General features: G+C 53.4%; 15 protein-coding genes and 1 tRNA gene. 5 read left to right on the forward strand and 11 right to left on the reverse strand.

Annotated features, from left to right (window positions below; genetic code table 11):
• Positions 1-108: 108 nt before the first annotated feature.
• Positions 109-180 (reverse strand) — tRNA-Val (locus KTH_RS17120).
• A 373-nt stretch (positions 181-553) separates the two neighbouring features.
• Here KTH_RS17120 and KTH_RS17125 point away from each other — a divergent pair.
• Entirely contained in the window at positions 554-910 is a 357-nt protein-coding gene (locus tag KTH_RS17125) for a hypothetical protein (protein WP_111318303.1), read from the forward strand.
• A 188-nt stretch (positions 911-1,098) separates the two neighbouring features.
• Here the strand turns inward: KTH_RS17125 and KTH_RS17130 are convergent, their stop codons facing one another.
• Positions 1,099-1,632 (reverse strand): methylated-DNA--[protein]-cysteine S-methyltransferase, encoded by a 534-nt coding sequence (locus KTH_RS17130; protein ID WP_111318305.1) that lies wholly within the window; start codon positions 1,630-1,632, stop codon positions 1,099-1,101.
• Positions 1,633-1,846: 214 nt separating this feature from the next.
• Between KTH_RS17130 and KTH_RS17135 the strand changes: the two genes are divergently transcribed.
• Positions 1,847-2,095 carry a hypothetical protein gene (locus KTH_RS17135; protein WP_137686094.1) on the forward strand — a complete coding sequence of 83 codons (249 nt, stop codon included), beginning with the start codon at positions 1,847-1,849 and terminating at the stop codon, positions 2,093-2,095.
• A 219-nt stretch (positions 2,096-2,314) separates the two neighbouring features.
• Entirely contained in the window at positions 2,315-2,524 is a 210-nt protein-coding gene (locus KTH_RS17140) for a hypothetical protein (protein ID WP_111318309.1), read from the forward strand.
• A 28-nt stretch (positions 2,525-2,552) separates the two neighbouring features.
• Here KTH_RS17140 and KTH_RS17145 read toward each other — a convergent pair whose 3' ends face one another.
• From KTH_RS17145 to KTH_RS17170, 6 genes are all read right to left on the reverse strand, one after another.
• Complete coding sequence (locus KTH_RS17145) at positions 2,553-3,743, reverse strand: acyl-CoA dehydrogenase family protein (protein WP_111318311.1); 1,191 nt, start codon at positions 3,741-3,743, stop codon at positions 2,553-2,555.
• A 6-nt stretch (positions 3,744-3,749) separates the two neighbouring features.
• Positions 3,750-4,814, reverse strand: coding sequence for an acyl-CoA dehydrogenase family protein (locus KTH_RS17150; protein ID WP_111318313.1), 1,065 nt, complete (start codon positions 4,812-4,814; stop codon positions 3,750-3,752).
• 216 nt (positions 4,815-5,030) lie between these two features.
• On the reverse strand, positions 5,031-8,261 hold the full coding sequence (locus KTH_RS17155; RefSeq protein ID WP_170142287.1) for a type 2 lanthipeptide synthetase LanM family protein: 3,231 nt from the start codon (positions 8,259-8,261) through the stop codon (positions 5,031-5,033).
• Positions 8,262-8,374: 113 nt separating this feature from the next.
• A complete protein-coding gene (locus tag KTH_RS17160) occupies positions 8,375-8,635 on the reverse strand; it encodes a mersacidin/lichenicidin family type 2 lantibiotic (RefSeq protein WP_111318317.1) in 261 nt (86 codons plus the stop codon).
• A 240-nt stretch (positions 8,636-8,875) separates the two neighbouring features.
• Positions 8,876-11,182 carry a peptidase domain-containing ABC transporter gene (locus KTH_RS17165; protein WP_497620175.1) on the reverse strand — a complete coding sequence of 769 codons (2,307 nt, stop codon included), beginning with the start codon at positions 11,180-11,182 and terminating at the stop codon, positions 8,876-8,878.
• A 12-nt stretch (positions 11,183-11,194) separates the two neighbouring features.
• Positions 11,195-11,758: a hypothetical protein gene (locus tag KTH_RS17170; RefSeq protein ID WP_137686095.1), complete on the reverse strand. Its 564-nt coding sequence runs from the start codon at positions 11,756-11,758 to the stop codon at positions 11,195-11,197.
• Between the two features lie 392 nt (positions 11,759-12,150).
• On the opposite strand from KTH_RS17170, the gene KTH_RS17175 reads away from it, so the two are divergent.
• Complete coding sequence (locus KTH_RS17175; RefSeq protein WP_111318323.1) at positions 12,151-13,749, forward strand: class I adenylate-forming enzyme family protein; 1,599 nt, start codon at positions 12,151-12,153, stop codon at positions 13,747-13,749.
• 58 nt (positions 13,750-13,807) lie between these two features.
• Here the strand turns inward: KTH_RS17175 and KTH_RS17180 are convergent, their stop codons facing one another.
• Positions 13,808-14,812 (reverse strand): hypothetical protein, encoded by a 1,005-nt coding sequence (locus tag KTH_RS17180; protein ID WP_111318325.1) that lies wholly within the window; start codon positions 14,810-14,812, stop codon positions 13,808-13,810.
• A 409-nt stretch (positions 14,813-15,221) separates the two neighbouring features.
• Between KTH_RS17180 and KTH_RS17185 the strand changes: the two genes are divergently transcribed.
• Positions 15,222-17,174, forward strand: coding sequence for a protein kinase domain-containing protein (locus KTH_RS17185; RefSeq protein ID WP_111318327.1), 1,953 nt, complete (start codon positions 15,222-15,224; stop codon positions 17,172-17,174).
• Here KTH_RS17185 and KTH_RS17190 read toward each other — a convergent pair.
• Positions 17,171-18,742, reverse strand: a complete 1,572-nt coding sequence (locus KTH_RS17190; RefSeq protein WP_111318329.1) for a sensor histidine kinase — start codon at positions 18,740-18,742, stop codon at positions 17,171-17,173. The genes KTH_RS17185 and KTH_RS17190 overlap by 4 nt on opposite strands.
• Positions 18,742-19,416 carry a response regulator transcription factor gene (locus KTH_RS17195; RefSeq protein ID WP_497623252.1) on the reverse strand — a complete coding sequence of 225 codons (675 nt, stop codon included), beginning with the start codon at positions 19,414-19,416 and terminating at the stop codon, positions 18,742-18,744. Before KTH_RS17195 ends, KTH_RS17190 begins: the two co-directional genes overlap by 1 nt.
• Positions 19,417-19,490: the final 74 nt, after the last annotated feature.

A 19,490-nucleotide genomic window follows, 5' to 3' on the forward strand; every position in this document is an offset into this window, starting at 1 on the left:
ACTTTCAAACGACAAAGCAATCAGTCTCACACATTGTTATACGTATCAGGCAGGGAGGAAAAAACAAAGGTGAAAGATGGAAGAATTGAGAAATGGAAGAATGAGAGGTGGGCGCTACTGGGTTCGAACCAGTGACCTCTTCGGTGTGAACGAAGCGCTCTCCCACTGAGCTAAGCGCCCTCTGCAACTGACACAAGCAATATAGCATTATCGCCGCCGATTGTCAAGCACTTTTGTCCCCATTTCTCAACATTTTTCCGGCTCTCATCTCATAGCAGGAAACAGAGAGGAAAAAAAACGCTTCAGTCCGTTCAAATGGCAAGCTCTTCCCGATCCATCTGCTTCTACACTATGATATACTAAAGAGCAAAAATGAAACGTCCTGTTTCATGGTAGACTTCATCCGCTTTCATGGCTCCCTCAATCTGGAACGAGCCGCTATGAATACGGGTGAACGTTGATTTTTCTGCTTTTCCCTCCACGACCAGGGAGGCATTTGTCCACTAGTCCTCAGAGAATGCTGAGGGCTGAAACACACACATGGAGTCTTTGTATGGAACAAGAAACGGCCTCAACCGCAAAGAAGGTATCGGCAACATCGGAGGTTGCCGGTACAGAGCGCAGAGAGGCGTTTGGAACCGCCAAAACGGAGAACCTGCGCGACTCAGGGCTCTGGCGTATTATTCTGCCGGTGGTGGCTATTTTGTGCTGTCTTATGCTGCTCGCCCTGCCGCTGATTATTCTTGGCCCACTTTTCGCCCATTCAGTTGACCCACACTCCGCATCCTATCACGTTAATTTGCTCTGGGTCTGGATCGTTATGGCTATCATTGAAATTGTGGTAGCCGTGGTGGCGATCCGTGGTCTGGTGCGCGTTTTCATGACGCAGGCCGGTAATTATCGTCCGTAAAGGTCCGCCTATCCCTCCCGCAAAGTCAAACAGGAGGGATAGTATTTTGCCCTTTTTCTAGATGTAAAAGATGCTTTTCAATAACTATGAAGCAAATCGTTCGCACCTTACACAGAAAGCAAGGGATAAGGATTGCGCTTGATATCGTGCTTTCATGGGAGGCGCACAGGGAATTTGGCTGCTACGCACTATAGAAGAGGCGTCATTCCTGCTCGTTCCAGTGCGAGCAGCCATACCTTTGTTTCCAGTCCCCCACCATAACCAACCAACGAGCCACTACTTCCAATAACGCGATGACAGGGCACAATAACCGCAACCGGGTTTGCTCCATTGGCCGCCCCAACCGCCCGACACGCCTGTGGTCTTCCAATCGCTCGGGCAATCATTGCATAGCTTCTGGTTTCGCCATAGGGAATTTTATAGAGCTCCTGCCATACAAGCTTCTGAAATGGCGTGCCATACAGATCAAGGGGACAGGAAAACTGCACCTTTTCTCCCTGGATATAACGCTGTAGCTCATCGATCGCCTGCTGAAGTGGGGCGACACCTATCCCCGCTTCAATCTGCGCCTGGGGGATGCGTTTTCGACACCATGCGAGGCCCTCTTCCAGCGGTGTGCCGGGCGTGCCCGTCCAGCAAACACCGTGCTCGGTTGCCATCACCACGCACTCACCCTTTGGAGTCGCCACGCTTGCATGATAAATCAATCGCGCTTTTTCCATGCTTTCAGGTCTCCATTCTCCTTGTTCTGACAGGAGTGTATCATGAAGGACACAGACAGACAAATGAAATAGGTCTCGACGCAAGAAGCAAGTCTTGCACTGGCTTCCCTGGTAATATCAGGCTATCTTTCTCAGCAGGACTTTTTTGTGCACAAAAATGCTTGACTTTTGTTTAGAGGGCTTGTACACTCATAAACAGTTACAGGTCTCTTTGATGAAGCTGTTCACTGAAAAGATGATCACACAAGCATTCAAAGGAGGTGGGTTCTATGCAAAGAAGTCTTGCAACCACAGCGCGATTTTTGCAGCGAAAGAACAGAACTCACCGAAAGAAAAACAATCTTTCTATCTGAACAATCATGTGACCCTGGCTACTGCTGTTCTGGCCCGGTGTAATCAGCGCCTGGGCGTTCATCTTTCGCCACAAAAATTCCTCACTGTGCGCATGCATTCCTCATTATGAAATCACGTTCACGCTACACTTATACTCAAAGTAGTAGGAATCGTTTCCTGTTCGCCACTCTCAGGACAGAGAGCTCCACTCACCTGGGTTTTAGGCAACAGTGTTTGATATATACTCATCCAATCAAAAGTAGAAAGGTTCTTACGCAGGTCCTATGAAATCCTGTTGCTGGTCAGCAAACACCCGCTATCACCTCCGTTCTAGAGAGGAGGTGATAGCATGAGAGGCAAGTTACGTGATAAACGCGCAGCCAACAAACGCGATTCCTTCAAGTTCGACGCAGAACGCCGGCGGGCGGCTGTCGGAAAACGGAACAACCGCACGCACGACTGGATTCGCGAGCTGGAAGAAGAAGAGCTGGAACTGGAAGAGGAGCTCGACGATGAGATAGACGACGAGCCAAACTTCAAACAGCCACGCAGAAAGTAGAGGCGGCCCGACCGCCTCTACCCCCTTCTCATGGAATGGTAACCTCAGGGAAGAGCCTTCTCGCAATAACCAGCCGCTGAATCTGCGCGGTCCCCTCAAAGATATCGAAGATTTTGGCATCACGAAACCATTTTTCAAGAAACAGGCGCGCCTCCGTCATCTCACCCGAGGCGACAACCCGCGCTGCAAACGTCGTTACCTTCATCACCAGTTCCCCGGCATAGGCCTTACACATAGACGCTTCTTTTGAATTGGCAAGCTCCCGATCAGCCATCCATGCAGCACGCCAGACAAGCAGCCGCGCCATCTGGATCTCATATCCCAGTTCCTCAGCCTGCTCCAGCAGTTCCCGCCGCTTCTGTAGCGAATAGCTGGCCGGAAGTTCCTCTTTGAGCCACTGCGTCACCTCTTCATGGGCAGCACGAGCTAATCCCACAGCTAGAGCTCCAACCATCGGGCGAGTTGCATCCAGCGTTCGCATAGCAGCCTTAAAGCCAGCTCGACCGGCGTGCAAGAGCGCTCCAAGCAAGTGATCTTCAGGAATGCGACATTCTTCATAGAGCAGCTCGGCAGTTTGAGAGGCACGCAGCCCCATTTTCTTCTCGATGCGCCCCACCTTCAAACCGGGAGTTCCTCCAGGAACCACAAACGGGAGCAAGCCGCCACGTCCCGCCGCCTTATTCACAGTCGCGAAGGTAATAATCAGATCGGCACGAGCCCCATTCGTAATAAACTGCTTTTGCCCATTCAGCACCCAGGCATTCCCCTCGCGCCGCGCAGTGGTCGCAATCGCTGAAACGTCGGAGCCACAGCCGGGCTCGGTCAGGGCAAGCGCCCCCCAATGCAGGCCGTCATCCTCATAGAGCGAGAGAAAGCGCTGTTGTTGCTCCACAGTGCCAAAAGCCATCAGTGGAGGGTAGGCCAGACCAGGGCCGGGTAAAGCGGTTGCCAGCGCCGCATCTCCCCACGCCAGTTCTTCATAACCAAGCATCGAGAGTAGTTGTTCCTGGCCGGGAGCAGCTTTCCCCTCGGCGATCCACTGGCGTGCCTGTCCATCCGCACCACCACGCAGGCGTTTCTGCATCTGCCAGAAAAATGCTTCTGGAATAGTTTCCGTACGGTCGCATTCCAGCGACACCGGGCGCATCTCTTCAAGCGCAATCTGATGCACATAGTCCCGAAACGCCTCTTGTTCTTTGCTTAACGTAAAATCCAGCATGGCGCACTACTCCATCGCAATCGCGTGACGCATCCACAACTCAACTGGATGGTCCTGTATATAGCCCGCGCCTCCGAGAATCTGCACACCGTCTGCCGTCGCTTTCTGAGCCAGGGTAAGCGCCTGACGTTGCACCGCCTCAATCTCGCCACCCAGCTCGGCAGTCACCGCTTCCTGATCCCAACGAGATGCCGCATGCCAGAGCAACAAGCGCACCGCATCCAGCTTCATCGCCATTTCTGCCAGCAAGAAAGCGATACCCTGATAGGAGACAATCGGACGTCCAAAGGCCACACGCTCCTGCGCATACTGCCCGGCATAGTCCAGCGTTGCCCGCACAATGCCACATGCAACACCTGCCCGTAACAGGCAATAGAGCAGCGCAGCTCGTGTAACCTGCTCCGTATTATCGAGCATACAATGAGTCGGAATCTGTACCTGTTCCAGCCTGAGCGTCGCACTCTGTGCCGCTCGCAAGCCGACACGCTCTTCCTCGGGCACACTCTGCCAACCGGTCTCAGGGAGCACAAAGGCGCACAGATCCCCGGCCTTACGCGCAAGCACAACAGTCAATGCAGCGCTACCGCCATGAAGCACATTCCGCTTTATGCCCTGCCGCACAGAGAGCCCATCAACCGTGGCATAAAGGGGCGTCGTGATCTCCTCACAGCGATACGCGCTAAACGGTTCGGCAAAGGCCAGAGCTCCCCGCGCCTCTTCATACCGGCAAAACAGACTGATATATTTCTGGCGCTGCTCCTCAGTTCCCGCCAGAGCGATCGTGAGCGGTGCGATCAGTGAGCCAAGGATATGAAGCGCAAGACCAGCATCACCATACCCAAACTCTTCGGCGATAATAGCCAGCGTCACCGCATCAAGCGCCCCGTCTCCCCCATAGCGTTCAGCAAAAGGCCTTGTCAGCCCGGTTTGTGTGATAGTTTGCCAGAGCGCGTCTGAGCAAAAGCCCTGTTCGTCCGCGCTTCGTCCCTGCGGGCGCAACTGCTCTCGGGCAAGCGTCCGCGCAAGCTGCCGAAGCTCTTCCTGCTCCGTTGTTAATGAGAAATTCAGCATAAAGAGGAGGCCCTTTTCTCCAGGAGAAATCCCAGAGCTACAAATACAATCAGATACCGTCTGTTTCTATCATAATGCATTCCATGCCATTTTTGCTACCTGAACAGATGAAAAAAGGGCCTTGAAAGGCCCCTCAATAGAGAGTGAGAGGTGAAGTAAAACAAGGGATACAGAACATTGCATTCGGTCTTTTGTTAGTTTCCCTATACCCTTTGACTATACGAAACCCCTCGGGGGATCAAGCAGCAAAACCGATGGCATCTCTTGTGGAGCAGCCAGACGCAAAAGCGCGTACCCCACACCCGCCAGCCCGAGCATCAGCCCCGGCGTCTCTACCCCTTGCGGCACGCCTGTAACAATTCCTTGCTCCTGTATACTCACGAGCAAAGCCGCCGTCAGACGATGCACCATTTGCTCATATTCTGGTTTCTGGAAACGCTGTGATGCCAGCAAGAGCGCCTCAAGATTCCCGAAATCGCCATGACAGAGGCTATGATTCAGACCAAATCCTCGGATCAGCGTTGTTTTCAGTGCCGCACCAATCTCTGCCCGCAGCATCGCATCATCCATACAAGACAGCATGCCCAGACGGGAAAGCGCGATACCAGACGCCCCATGACACCAGGCCACCATAAACGATTGCTGTTCTCTCGATCTACCGGGCAAATCACGAAGATCGGGCCAATTTTGTTCAGCCTCTGAAAACAAGCTCCGCTCATACGCAACCGCCTTTCGTGCCGCTTCAAGATAGCGCTCTTCTCCACAGGCCACAAAGAGCCGCAGCAAACTCAACGCAATGCCAGCATTTCCATGCGCAAAACCGGTTAGCGGTTGCTCGGAGAGCGGGGTACGCCAACCAATCCCTTGAGACATCTCCTGAGCCGAAGCCAGCAAATGATCACCACAGCGACGGGCAACCATCAGCACCTCATCTGTAGACGTGGCCTGATACAGACTTAACAACGCAGCAATACATCCCGCAGCACCACCAATCACATCAAAGGCACTATCCTGCTCAAGCTTTTCTGCGATAGATGGAAGCCAGCTTCTGGCCTCTTCGTACAGCGTCTTATCCTGCCAGAGCGCTCCCAGATGTGTGAACAGATAGACATAAGAGCCTAACCCACTAAACGCGCCGATACCGTCCAGAATGCCATATTTGCGCTGAATCGCGAGCTGATAACGGATGCTCTTCAATGCCTCCCGTGCCAGCTCAGTACAGTCAGCAGCGTTCGCGACTTTCCCCAGATACGCCAGGAACAGCACAATGCCCGATAAGCCATTATAGAGATCAGTTCCCGCGGGCAACAGGTGCCAGCTTCGTTCATTTACGGGAACCACACCAAGCCAGCCCGCGCCAGTCTCGTGCCGTAAGACCAACCGTTGCAGCCGCTCCCCGATGGAGCGGGCCGCCTGAAGCAGGTCCGCGCTGGACACCTCCGTCTCCTGCGCAGGCAAGCTCAGGCGCGAGACATTCTCTGTACCGAGGGTCATGCTGGTGAACGCGGCCCGGATAACCCAGAGCTGTCTCATCAGATCTTCCTCGCTGAATTGCGCCACCTGCTTGAGTGACCGTTCCAGCCCGGTTTCACAGAAGAATGCCTCTATCCGCTCACCACGCGAAGATATCAGGTCGTATGAGGCGACACGGGTCGTAAACATCGGGATATCCCCGGCCCACAGGTCGGCGTGTTCAGCAGAAATCAGGCGTTCCATATGAGGCTGATGCTCACACCCGATCCAGAGGCGATCAAAGAGGCGGTCACGGTCAAGCCCATCACGCAACACATTCGGATGGAAACTATCTTCCAGCAACAAGCCATAAATACGAGTCGGCCGCAGCACACAGCGAATCTCGTCTTCAGCGAAAGCGGTGAGTTTCTGGCCCAATACCTCTTTCTCGCGCATCAGGATATGATAGACAGCAGTAAAGCCGGCCACGATGCTTTCACAATAGCTCAACGTGTCTACATCTTTCCCATTCAGAGTTGGCCGATGCTGTCCGAGGTTCATCAGAATACGCTCACGTTTGATATGCGCCTGATCCGTTCCAATCTGCTGTAGAATCGGAACCCGTGACGGGGAAAGCTGCCCGGATTTGCCCCCTAATCCGCTGACATCGATACCCTCATATTCATCACCGGACCAGATACGCTGAGGCAAGAGGCCGATGCGCAAAACCGATTGCGCAATGACCTGAAACTCCGGGAAATCGTGCTCTATACCAGCGCTCAACGCGATACGCGGCTGTAGTAGTGCTTCCAGATCGACAAGGAATGGATGCTCGCCCGAAGCAATCACATTTTCAGCGTGGAAGTCCGCGGCCTGCAACGCATACAGCAGCGCCAAATACCCTCCCTGACGCCGGTAGAAACGCTCTATTGCCTCCTCCGAAGTGCAGTCCTGCGCCTCAATAAACTCAATCCAGCCATAGTCTCCCCGATTCAACAGGACCAGCGGACGAAACGCGGGCTCACATCCCCGCTCGTTGCACCAGCGCAGCAGTTCCTGAAAGTGCACATCAATACTCAAGGAACGAGGTTTATAGACCAGACGCTGTCCATGTTGCCAACCCAAAATAGCCACACTACGACCACCACGATGCGTGTCGCCTTTGCCAGTCTGTATCTCGACCAACAAGCCGGGGTCCTGATCTGGAAAGAACGTTGCCTGGATCTCCTCCCAATCCAGACAGAGACGCTTCATCAGTTCCAACATGCAGAAAATCCAGCGCTCAAGTGTCTCAACAAGAATGCGTGCCAGAACCGCATACTCTTCCAGCAACACAAACAGCCCATCCTGCCGCGCCAGATAATCAATAAAACGCTGGAACCGTTCTTCAGGTGTCGCACCCTGCAACCGCCCCTGCACGCGTGCAACGTTGAGTTCAAGAACCGCTGTACGTAGAAAGCGCATAAGGAGCTGCACCGGTAGACGAGCAAAGAGCTGTGCGACGATCGCCTGTGGATCAAATGGTACTGCTCCATACTCATCGACAAGCGCGGATACGCCCCGTTCCAGACGCTGCCACGCTCGCATCAGAAAAGGGCGCAACGCTGGCAGGAAAGCCCCAGGAGAACCAGAATCAGCCTTTGCAGACTCGGGAAGAGGGAAAGAGATCTCTTCATGACGGAGAGCCCAGATTTCGCGCAATTCAATGAGCCAGGGAGGCAGAGCCATTAAACGCGCCTGAAGCTGTGCAGGATCTTCGCTAAGGAGCGCCAGAAAAGCATCATAGGAGAGAGACACGGTCGCAAGCCGCCGCTCGAAATATGTATCGGTCTGGAAAGGAGGCTGTTCCTGCCAGCGTTGTGCCTTTTTCAGTGCCTGCTGGTCAGGCTCCCACTGCGGTGGCATCTCTTCTCGCAAGTGCGCACGCTCCTGCAATGACAAGGCACGATACCATGTTGCGCGGTGCCAGATATCCTGATTCTGTTGAATCTCCATATCACTCACATCCTTCATCATCCTCTCTCTTCCCACAGAAAACAGCAAGCAGAGGGTCAGGGACTGTAACCTCCCTAACCCTCCTATGAAAAACACCCTTGTCCGAGGTCGGACTAGTCAACGTTGCAGATGCCTGCGGAGACGCAAGCACCGATAAGTGCGCTCTGCAAGCAGGCAAGTGCGGCTGAATTTACACAACCGAACGAAATTGCCTGATTGGCATGATGATGGCAACCGCCGCTGACCTGCTCAAGATCGGCATCGGTCAGTTCCATTTCGCCAGCAGGGCACTCAGGAAGCATTGCCAGCTCCTCAGCGGACAGAGAATTGCGATACTCTTCGTCTTTCCATGCGCGAACGACATCGAAGCTCATGTTTCCAATTCCTTTCTCTCTGTGAAATTGACGGTTTACGACATGGCAACCGGTCAACAGCTTGAGAGCGGTATATTTGGAGGTGGAGATCATGCAAATACTGTCTGTTCTAGCAGCACAGCACTGCACAGGGCATTACAACACTTCCATCAGCTCCCCGGTTTTGCAACTGTAACCGTATCACCTATTTATATTATACTCGTACAGCAAAATATCCGAAATCATGGGGCTTCCTGTTTCTTATGGTAGCTGGGTTGTTTTATATTGTTTCATCTTATTTCTTTCTCTTTCATATTGATGGAGCACTAGCTGATAATAGTAACCTTTCAAGCTAATTAACTGCTTATGCGTGCCCTGCTCAACAATCGAGCCGTTATCCAGCACCAGAATCAGATCAGCATCCCGAATCGTGCTCAGGCGATGGGCAATAATAATCTGTGTACAGGCAAACTGCTGTAAATTCAGCGCAACCCGCTGCTCTGTCACCACATCAAGACTGCTTGTCGCCTCATCAAAGAGCAGAATAGAGGGCTGATGGGCTATCGCCCGGGCAATTGCCAGCCGTTGCCGTTGACCACCCGAGAGGGCACTTCCCCCCTCCGCAATATAGGTCTCGTAGCCCATTGGCATATTCATAATGTCATCGTGAATTGCAGCGAGCTGAGCTGCTTTTATCACCTGCTCGTTGTCCATTGAAGGATCATTCAGCGCAATATTCTGTAATACCGTGCCACTGAAAACCGAGGCATCCTGCATCACAACTCCGAATTGACGCCGCACTTCCTGATAGTTCAGCTTCCGCAACGGAATATCATCATAGAGAATGTCGCCCTCTGTCGGCACATAGAGGCCCAGTAACAGCTTGCCAAGCGTGCTCTTCCCCGAACCGGTTCGCCCTACAATCGCCACTTTCTGCCCGGCTTTAATCGACAGGTTGATATCCTTCAGTACTTTTGGGGAATCGGGCGCGTACTGAAAAGAGACCCCCCTTAGCTCAATATCGCCGCTCAGTTTTGGCGGCAAAGCGACCTCCTGCTTTTTCTGCTCGGCTTCAGCAGTCATAATATCTGCCAGACGCTCAAAATTTGCCTGTACAAGCTGAAACTGTTGTGCATTATTAACCAGCGACGAGAGCGGCGTGAGAAAGGAGACGGCCAGCGAGTTCAGCGCCAGCATCATGCCAACCGAGAGCGAGCCCTGTAACACCTGAAGCGCTCCGATCCAGAGCAGTGCCAGCGGTGCAAACGTGCGCAACAGGTTCATCCCGGTGCTGGTCATTGCCGTGAAATAGCTTCGCCGAATCGAGATGTTCAGTTGCTTGAAGAACAGGTTCGTCCAGCGTTCAAGGGCTCGATCTTCTGCCCCGGCGGCCTTCAGAGTCGCGATTCCAGCCAGTGCCTCCGTAAGGTAGCCCTGTGTCTTTCCCTGTGCGACCAGTTCCTGACTGGCAAGATTGGTAATATGTTTGTATGAGCCAATCATCAATAAGACCTGAAAAAAGCCAATCCCGAAAACCAGCAGGCCAAACGGCACCGAGAGCCAGAGCAGGATAAAAAAATAGGCTACAACCAGACTACCATCTAAGAGAGTGGATACAAGCTGATTGCTCAATGTATCACGGATTACGCTATTGCTGCTCAGGCGCGAGAGCAGATCACCAGTCGAACGCTGCTGAAAAAAGCTAAAGGGCAGAGTCAGCAGGTGCTCTAGAATGCCAAGCATCAGATGAATATCAACCCGAGTACGCAGATAGACCAGCAGCCATTCTCGAAGCAGCGTCATCACGCCCTGGGAGAGCACCAGCATAAGCATACCCACCCCGAGCAACAGCATCACATCGCTTAATCCAAAAGGGAGAATACGATCAACCACAACCTTCGTCAGTAGCGGAGAAATCAGGCCAAAGACCTGTAAAATGCCAGATGCCACAAAGATCTGCGCCAGGACGCCGGGCGTTCGCTTTAAACATTGCAACAGATAGGAGGTCAGCGAGAGTTTAGGAGTCGCGTCGGGTCCATTGCTGACAAAGCTGACACCCGGCTCCAATGTGATCAGCACGCCGGTAAATCCCGCATCGAACTCCTCTGCCGTCAGGCGGCGCCGCCCACCCGCCGGGTCAACCACATCAACAGTCTTTTTTGACCAGCGCTCCACAACCAGAAAATGCTTGAATTCCCAGTGTGCAATGGCTGGCAACGTGACGCCTGAGAGATCGGTATGCTGCAACGAAACCGCCCGCACACGCATCCCAAAATGACGGGCAGCTTTGGCAATCCCTAACGCAGTCAGGCCATCGCGTCCCGCACCATACCGTGAGCGCAGGCTAGCAATCGACGTTTTTCGGCCATAGTAGCTCAAGATCATAGCCAGACAGGCAAGGCCGCACTCGGTTTCCGTCATCTGAAGGAGCACCGGCACGCGCCGCTTACGAGACAGCTTTGAGGGCTTGAGCCGTCTACCCGGCAACTTTAAGGTTTCCTGTTCTTCAATAGGGATATGCTTCTCATTCGCTCTTTTTCGTCGCTTTTCAGGTTTTACTTTACTCATTGCCACAACATCCTACTTAAACCCACCCAAACCCGGGAAGAGAGAGAGAATAGATCGGGTTCCGACCTGAATATCAGCAGTTAACAGACTCCCCGCATACTGCCGTGCGGAAAACGTGTTTAAACGCAGCAGCACCGCGACCGATGGCTGCTGGATCAGTGTCGTACACTGCGCGGCCAGCCCATAGGTACGACAGAGGTGATCAGGGCTCTGTAGCGGCTCCTCAACTTGTTCTATCTGACTTCGTACCGGTTGAGCATTCGCCTGCAATCGCACCAGAACCACCTGACCGACCCGTAGTTTATCCGCCTGCGAGGCCGGCACAAAAATGGCTGCCAGAGCACCCTGTTCGCCCTTCTGCTGCTCATGGGCAAGCACAATTCCATTGCCCACCACATACACCGGAACTTTATAGAACCAGGCCAGGCCAAGTGCCTCCAGTAGCAGTAAAAACAAAATCCACAAAAAGAGGGAGAGCGGCAACGAGATAAAGCGCGGCAGGGTATCACCTTCCCGGCTCCGCATGTAATGCTCGATGGCGCTCTTACGATAGACAGAACGTTTATGTATTAACATGTATCAAACACAAACTGTAACTGAAACCTCGCCACACTTCTACACATTTTCAAAAGAGAGATTTTCCACTTCTACTTGTATTATATGAAAAGGTCCAAACAGGCACACATTTCCACATTTCTACATGCTTTCTTGCTTTCTCAGCACCACTGAAGCGTACGGAAGCACTTTCCCAGTTTCATAAGCTCCAAAAATCAATAGCCCGATTGTCCTCCTCCTCTTCATGCAACGGCCTTTTCCTGAAGATTTTCCTTTTCCACTTGACCTTTTCAGAAATATCCTTTATGCTACTGCTATAGTTTTCTTTTCACCTATATCTACAGGCCCATCACGCGCATTGTTTCCCCTTTTCCCCTTCTCTTGCTTCTATGAGAAAGAAAGGATAGCGCACAATGGATGTACAAAAAATGAGAGCGCCGGAGCTCTTTCGGCCACCCATCGACATTCCTGAGGTATCATACGACCAGCTCGTACGAACAGCCGCTCAGAGACACCCTGAAAAAGCCGCGATCAAGTACTATGACCTTGTCCTGACCTATCGCGAAGCCATCTCAATGATCAACAGTATCGCCAACGGCCTGCATGATATAGGATTGCGTAAAGGAGATCGTCTTTGCATCTACACCGCCAACCGCCCGGAATTCATCCTGACCTTTATTGCTGCCGCCTCACTGGGAGTGGTGGTCAGTCCCGTCAATCCCTCTTACAAAGAGCGCGAGCTTGCCCATCAGCTTGAAGACTCCGAAGCGGTTGCCATCCTGATACAGCGCGAACTCGTCCCCATCTTTCAGCTTGTTCGGAGTCAGCATGAGCTCCCCCACCTCAAGCATATTCTGGTGACAGGGATCGATATTCCAGAACACCTTGAGGGCGCGGAGACCTTCGCCGCCCTTCTTCGCCGCTCCTCGCCTCGCTATCAGCAATATGATCCCGTGACCCCTGATGACCTGCTTGCCCTGCCCTACTCATCCGGCACAACAGGCCTCCCGAAAGGCACCATGCTGACACACCGCAACCTTGTCAGCAACAATATTCAATTTCTGACCGCATTACAGCCCACCGATGCCGACACAGCACTGCTCTTTCTACCGTTCTATCATATCTATGGCATTATGTTGACTGGTAGCTTCCTCGCCTGTGGTGGCACGCAGGTTATTATGGAGCGCTTCGACCTGCTGCAAGCGCTAGAACTGTGCGAAAAGCACGCCGTCACCTATGTATTTGTCGTTCCCCCGATTGTGCTGGCCCTCGCCCATGCCCCCATAGACCTCAGCAAGCTGAAAACGGTCCGCTATATTCTCTCTGGCGCAGCCCCCATGCCACCAGAACCGGCCCGCCAGCTTCAGGAGAAAACCGGCATCATCACCTTACAGGGATACGGATTAACTGAAGCATCTCCCCTGACTCATGCTCAGCCGAAAGATCCCGCGCTGATCCGCCTGGAAAGCATCGGCTTGCTGACGCATAACACCGAACAAAAAATCGTGGATCTTGAGACCGGTGAGCGTGAGCTTCCACCGGGAGAAGATGGCGAACTGATCATTCGCGGACCACAGGTCATGCAGGGCTACTGGAAAGCACCAGAAGAAACCGCGAAAGTGCTCCGTAACGGCTGGCTCTATACGGGCGACATCGGCCATGTCGACGAAGATGGATACACATATATTGTGGATCGCAAGAAAGAGATGATCAAATATAAAGGGTTCAGTATCGCGCCTGCCGAGGTAGAGGCCCTGCTGCTGGAACATCCAGCGGTCGGCGATGCCGCGGTGATCGGCATTCCCGACAAGGAAGCGGGTGAGCTGGTGAAAGGCTTCATTGTGCCGAGGCGCGGGCAGCAAGCAAACCCTGAAGCGATCATGGCATTCGTGAACAGCAGACTTGCGGGCTACAAAAAGATCCACCACCTTGAAATTATCGATGCAATTCCCAAAAATGCATCAGGCAAGATCCTGCGCCGTGTCTTGAAGGAGAGAGCTCAGAACGCATAAAAAAAGAGCGCCGGGAAGCTTTCCCGGCGTTCCTCACCAATAGAGACGCATGCTCAGTCTACAGACCACCCAGGAAGAGGCCGCGCGCCATAATCTCCCCGGCCAAAGTAAGCGTCACAACAAGATAGAGCATGCCGGTTGCCGACTGGAACGAGCGATCACGTACCAGCTTCCAGGTGAGCCCACCCAGAATCAGCGGGAAGACAAAACCAACCGCGATCTGTAGCCAGTGCATTCCATCTACGCTGATCGGCGCCACGGTCGGCTGATTGGCAGGTTTCACAATCTTGTTCGGGTCCTTCTCGCCTGGCGCTGGTGTCGATGCCGTCACAGTTGGTTGGTTATTCGTTTGCGGCTGCTTCTGTGCACTGGCAATCACCGGACCGGTAAAGAAGGAAAGAACAAGCTGAAGCAGCAGAGAGATCAGCACAATATTTGTGGCAAAGAGCAGCGGCTTCTCAGTCAGAGCAGGCGTATTCAAATACCAGTGACCAAGCCACATCGCCGTCATTACGCCACCAAGCGCAAACGTCGCCACGAAGAAGACAGCAACAGTCACCCCTCCTGAGAGGACCGAGGCGGCCAGTGGACGAAAGACCATCGCCATCACCAGAATCGCGATCAGGCCAACAACAATCGTAGCAGCCCCGGAGACATAACGCAGAAGACGCGCCACCGAGAACTTCGCCGGAGCAGTCTTCCCCTCCGCAATGGCTTCTTCTGCCGCCTTCTCCATTTTCTCTTTTCCATCTCCGCCCGCACTTTTATCGGCAATCAGGAAAATCGCATAAAACAAGAGCAGAATAGCAAAGACCAGTAACGGCAGAGATAAATACCCGGTCCATGCATGATCGAGATGTGCAAACGAGTTCAGCAGTTCCGCAGAAGCAAAGTTCTGCTGTGCCAGATAAGTGAGAACTGCCAGGAAGAGATAAATAAACGCATACGTAATCAGGAAGCTGCGGCGTACCTCATTGCGCCAGTCCAGAAAGACCATAACACAGACAGAGCCGACCGTCACTTCCGCCATCACGATAAAAAGCACCAACGGTAACTGTAGCATGATATCCTGTTATCCTTTAAAGCATCTGTTATCAGACCAGGGCTGTGGAAATAAGACCCCTTTCCAAGCTAAACTGATTATAGCGTGCTTAACACTTTGAAGCAAACTGTCCGATAGGGGAAGCTAGAAACATGAGAAACATTGAATCAGCTTGTATCTGTTCATACCGCGAGCGCCCATGCAACCCGGATCTCCTTCAGCCGTATAAATGGCAAGAGAGCCCGTTCAGGTTCGCTCCTTCTGAGGCATCCTCGCAAACTGGGAGGGAAATACAGACAAAATTATCATTCATATTGACAGCATTCTAAGCATTACCATACACTAGTCAAGTGGTTCCCAGGTACACTTTCTGGTATTTCCAATTACAGGGAGACCCCTGTCAGAAAAAAGAGATGGTAGAGAAGTCGTTATGCCACATTGCCCGAATCCGCGCTGCCAAGCAGAATATCCACCCGGAACAAAAATATGCGCGAATCCATACTGCCGCTGCCTGCTGCCCGAAGCTGTGGTAGCCGGGCGCTACCGTATTGAAACGCTCATTGGCATGGGCGGTATGGGTGCAGTCTATCGTGCCAGTGATACCTTTGAAATGAAGCAGGTCGCCCTGAAAGTACTCTCTATATCCTATCAAAATATGGATCCACAAACGGCTATAGAGCGCTTCCGGCGCGAGGCTCGCTATGCACATCAGCTCCGTCACCGGAATATTGTGCCCGTGGTCAATTTCGGTCAGGATGGGGAACTTCTCTATCTGGAAATGCCGTTAATCACTGGAGGAACCCTGAAAGCGCTGCTCAAACCTGAGAAGCCACTACCAACGCAACAGGCTTTAACCTATCTGAAAGATATGGCCGCGGCTATCGATGCAGTCCATCAGCATCCACAGCAGATCGTGCACAGGGATATCAAGCCATCCAACCTGCTCATTCATCAGGATGATGGACGCCTGATCCTGGCTGACTTTGGTATTGCCCGGGCAATGCAGCAGGAAAAGTCCCTGACGCAGCGTGGCCTCTCCATCGGCACCGAACACTATATCGCGCCAGAACAGGAACAGGGGAAGCCCGAGCCCGCCAGTGACATCTATGCAATGGGTGTCGTGACCTATCAGATGTTCACCGGCTTACTACCAATGCAGGCTGTGATCAAAACGCTGGCCGCAGAGATCCCGCCACCAAGCGCGTTGAATCATGCATTACCGCCGAACGTTGACCCTGTGATTATGCGGGCAATGGACATCGATCCGAAGAAACGCTTCACCTCGGCAGGCGAGTTCGCGCAGGCGGTTGAGGATGCCCTGCATTCCGATCCCATTCACTCGGCTCCTACCATTGTAGCCCCCACCATTATGGCTACCAGTAACGCTAACGTGATTGTGCGTACCGTGATGCCCGAGAATCCCTGCCCACACTGTGGACGCGAGAACCGCAGTTCCTCTCGCTTCTGCCGTCACTGTGGGCGCAATCTGGATGTCACGGCTCCGGCGGTGGCCGATCATTGCCAGCTCGGCTATATCAGCGAGTTGGGACGCAAGGCACAGGAAAATGAAGATATGCTGCTGGTCATTCAAGGACTCTGCACCAATCTGGAGCCCCCGCCCAGTCCCTTCAGCCTGCTTGCTATCTCAGATGGTCTGCTCGGGACACAAGGGCAGCCACTCGGTGGTCATGAAGCCAGCCGGCTCGCGATCGAGAGCGTCGCAGATATTATGGTTCCGCGCCTGACCGAGCCTCCACGCTCGCTGACGCACTACACGCCGCCAATGGGCAGTAACAGTTCAACAGGCCCCAGAGGACCCATTCCCGGCAGTAATCCCGGCGTTCGACCGTCTGAGACTGTGTTACAACAATGGATCAGCGACGCGGCCCGTCAGGCCAATCAGGTCGTCTACCACTGTAATGCTGACTATGATAGCAACATGGCCTGTACGCTGACAGTGGCCCTGCTATACCATTATCAGCTTCATGTCGCCAGCATTGGAGATAGCCGGGCCTACGTCTACAACGCCGACGCAGACAGTCTCTACTGCATTACACGCGATCATACTATTGCCGCAACACTGGTTGCGTCCAAGTTGCTTGAACCGGATGACGTGTATAAAAGCGCCAAGCGGAACCACCATTACCGCACGCTTGGGCAGAATTACTATGTTCCGATTGACTATTTTCAGCAGTCCGTCGCGCCAAACGATATTATCTTGCTCTGTACAGATGGCCTCTGGCATATGCTCCGTGACTCGGAGATCCAGCGCTTGCTGGCCCAGGGAGGCACACCGGAGGAAATGGCACGCCGCCTGACCGATGCAGCCAATGACGCCGGAGGAGAGGGCAATATCAGCGCTATCGTGGCGATCGTTTCCTAGTGCATCAGTGGCAACGTTATCATAAAGGTCGAGCCCTTCCCCGGTTCACTCTCAACGGTCACTGCCCCATGATGCGCACGCACCAGCCAATCGATAATGGAGAGCCCAAGCCCGCTCCCGCCGACTGCCTTTGAGCGGGCCGGGTCAGCCCGGTAAAAGCGCTCAAAGATATGGGGCAGGTGTTCCCGGGCAATACCGATTCCAGTATCAGTGACGCTGCAATGGACATGCGATGCGCAGGCTTCAACCGCCACCGTGACGGTTCCCCCGGCGTTGGTATACTTAACGGCGTTATCAACCAACCCCATCAGCACTTGAATCAGGCGGGCTGCATCCCCCTTCACCGTGGCAGGCTGCAAGGTACCTGTTTGTAGCGTGATACCGTGCTCAGCCGCAAAGCTTGCCATACTATCGACGACATCAGCAGCCAGAAAGTCAAGGCGCACCGGCTCGCTATCAAGTGGCATGCGCTCTTCATCGACGCGAGCCAGCGCTAACAGATCACTGACCAGGCGGCCAAGCCTATCGGACTCGTCATTGATCGCCTCAAGAGCGCAAATATAGTCTTCCTTGCTCTTTGCCTGTGTCAGCGCAACCTCGGTCATGTTTCGAATCACGGCAACAGGGGTGCGTAATTCGTGGGAAGCGTCGGCGACAAAGCGGCGTTGTTGCGCAAAAGCCCGCTCCAGACGCCCGATCATCTGATTGAAGATAATAGTCAGCTCCCGCACCTCATCCCGCGCGGGAGAAAGCGGCACCCGCTGATCCAGGTCACGCGCTCCAATTGCCCGGGCCGTACGTGTCAGCCTGCGAATGGGCCGGAACGCCCGCCCCGCCAGCCAGTAGCTGACAATGCCGCTCATCGTGAGTAATACAGGGCATAAGATCAACAACACAAAGAGAAAGAACCGCAACCGCGTGTAGAGCAGCGCGAGCTTCTGCCCCACCTGAATCACGCCGACGATTTTGCCATTAAAGATCAACATAGTGCTATAAAACCGCACAGCCTCATCGTCACCGTTATTCACTGTTCCCTCCCAGGGCTGCCCCTGCTCAGGCCGATCAAGACTCTCCAGGGGCAATTGCACATCCTTCAGGTTAGCCGTACTATAGATGATCGAGCGGGAGCGATCCAGAATGCGCACATAGATGCTCTCCTGTGAACGGGCCGTGGTGTCATTCAGCCGGTTCACGCAATCGCTGCTGGCCTCAGTATGGTTGAGGCAGTTGCCCACAATCACCGCCGACGCATCAAGCTCTGGCTCCTCACTGATAATCCGAACCACCCGCAAGCGTCCATCGGAGCCAGTTGCCATCCCTTCAGCGATTTGTTGTGCCCGCAGATGCAATGTTGTATCCAGGTTGACAAACAGATAACGTTCAAATGCCGCATAGAAGGCCAGCGCACAGAGAAAGATCAGCGTGGCGGATACAACGGAATACCAGAGCGTCAACTGTAAACGAATACCAGGCGGGGTCAGGCGCCGTTTGCTGTGCTTTGGCTCGATCGGGGTATAATAGCGGCTCCAATCGCCCGAGACATAGGGCTTAGGGCTCTTCTTGCTCATTATGCCGGTTCCCGTAATTGATAGCCAGATCCACGTACTGTCTGAATCACATTGGGCTCATTCGCCTCACAGAGCTTGCGCCGGAGATAGCGAATATAGACATCAATCACGTTCGAGAGATGCTCGGCATCGGCATCCCAGACATGTTCGGCAATCATCGTTCTGCTTAAGACCTGATTGGGGTGACGCATAAAAAACTCAAGCAGCGCATACTCTTTGTTGCCAAGCGTAATCAGCCGCTCACCGCGCCGCACCTCATGGGAACGCGTATCGAGGGTAATATCCATGAATTGCAATACAGGAGACTTGATCGGACTTCTCCGCCGCAGGAGAGCACGCACACGCGCCTCAAGTTCGCTGAAGGCAAAGGGTTTCACCAGATAGTCATCAGCGCCCAGGTCGAGCCCGGTGACACGGTGCTCTACTTCGCCAAGCGCGGTTAACAGGAGAATGGGAACTGGCTTTCCCTGCGCACGAAGCTGCTTGCAGACTTCAAAACCACTCAGGCCGGGAAGGAGAATATCAAGAATAATCAGATCATAAGCAGTGGTCAGGGCCATAATGATCGCATCTTCACCACTGGCAATCAGATCGACGGCGTAATGACTCCCTTCCAACCCCTTCTTCAAACCAGGCCCCAGACGCGGATCATCTTCAACAACCAGGATGCGCATAGCTACCTCTATGAGAAAATGCCGCATCGTGTTGATTCCTCCCACCACGACTCTTGCAGCATAGGAATCAACAC

It is taken from the genome of Thermosporothrix sp. COM3, assembly GCF_059696735.1.

Bases quoted from the DNA above. Each gene is read 5' to 3' on its own strand.
- KTH_RS17155 (WP_170142287.1), bottom strand. From the start codon at position 8,261: ATGGAGATTCAACAGAATCAGGATATCTGGCACCGCGCAACATGGTAT.
- KTH_RS17160 (WP_111318317.1), bottom strand. From the start codon at position 8,635: ATGAGCTTCGATGTCGTTCGCGCATGGAAAGACGAAGAGTATCGCAAT.
- KTH_RS17185 (WP_111318327.1), top strand. From the start codon at position 15,222: ATGCCACATTGCCCGAATCCGCGCTGCCAAGCAGAATATCCACCCGGA.
- KTH_RS17145 (WP_111318311.1), bottom strand. From the start codon at position 3,743: ATGCTGGATTTTACGTTAAGCAAAGAACAAGAGGCGTTTCGGGACTAT.
- KTH_RS17125 (WP_111318303.1), top strand. From the start codon at position 554: ATGGAACAAGAAACGGCCTCAACCGCAAAGAAGGTATCGGCAACATCG.
- KTH_RS17165 (WP_497620175.1), bottom strand. From the start codon at position 11,182: ATGAGTAAAGTAAAACCTGAAAAGCGACGAAAAAGAGCGAATGAGAAG.
- KTH_RS17130 (WP_111318305.1), bottom strand. From the start codon at position 1,632: ATGGAAAAAGCGCGATTGATTTATCATGCAAGCGTGGCGACTCCAAAG.
- KTH_RS17170 (WP_137686095.1), bottom strand. From the start codon at position 11,758: ATGTTAATACATAAACGTTCTGTCTATCGTAAGAGCGCCATCGAGCAT.
- KTH_RS17195 (WP_497623252.1), bottom strand. From the start codon at position 19,416: ATGCGCATCCTGGTTGTTGAAGATGATCCGCGTCTGGGGCCTGGTTTG.
- KTH_RS17180 (WP_111318325.1), bottom strand. From the start codon at position 14,812: ATGCTACAGTTACCGTTGGTGCTTTTTATCGTGATGGCGGAAGTGACG.
- KTH_RS17135 (WP_137686094.1), top strand. From the start codon at position 1,847: ATGAAGCTGTTCACTGAAAAGATGATCACACAAGCATTCAAAGGAGGT.
- KTH_RS17140 (WP_111318309.1), top strand. From the start codon at position 2,315: ATGAGAGGCAAGTTACGTGATAAACGCGCAGCCAACAAACGCGATTCC.
- KTH_RS17175 (WP_111318323.1), top strand. From the start codon at position 12,151: ATGGATGTACAAAAAATGAGAGCGCCGGAGCTCTTTCGGCCACCCATC.
- KTH_RS17150 (WP_111318313.1), bottom strand. From the start codon at position 4,814: ATGCTGAATTTCTCATTAACAACGGAGCAGGAAGAGCTTCGGCAGCTT.
- KTH_RS17190 (WP_111318329.1), bottom strand. From the start codon at position 18,742: ATGAGCAAGAAGAGCCCTAAGCCCTATGTCTCGGGCGATTGGAGCCGC.